Annotated in this window: 1 protein-coding gene; it reads right to left on the minus strand. The window is 62.9% G+C overall.

Annotated elements, in window-relative coordinates; translation table 11 throughout:
* A partial coding sequence (locus EN893_RS37755) for a BMP family ABC transporter substrate-binding protein (protein WP_128362350.1) occupies window positions 1-415 on the minus strand: 415 nt, incomplete at both ends.

Raw genomic sequence — 415 nt, forward strand, 5'->3', positions numbered from 1 at the left:
AGGCTCGACTGGTCGGACATGTTGGAGATGGCAAGGATCTTCTTGTCCACCGCCGCTTCGATGACGCCGAAGCGCTCGGCATAGATGACGTCGACACCGGCGTCGATCTGCGCGAGCGCCGCTTCCTTGGCCTTGGGCGGATCGAAGAAGGAACCGATGAAGGCGACCTTCTTCTTGATGTTGGGATTGACCTCCCTGGCGCCGGCGAAGAAGGCGTTGACCAGCCGGTTGACTTCCGGAATGCCCATCGCCGCGACGGCGCCGATCGTGCCCGACTTCGACATCTTGCCGGCGATCAATCCGGAGAGATAGGCCGGCTCGTGGATCCAGTTGTCGAAGACGCCGAAATTGGGTTCCGCCGGGCCGGCGCCGGAGCCGAACAGCCAGGCGGTCTTCGGGAATTGCTTGGCTGTGC

The organism is Mesorhizobium sp. M7A.F.Ca.CA.004.04.2.1 (genome assembly GCF_004022825.1).
In the GTDB taxonomy this organism is placed as follows: Bacteria; Pseudomonadota; Alphaproteobacteria; order Rhizobiales; family Rhizobiaceae; genus Mesorhizobium.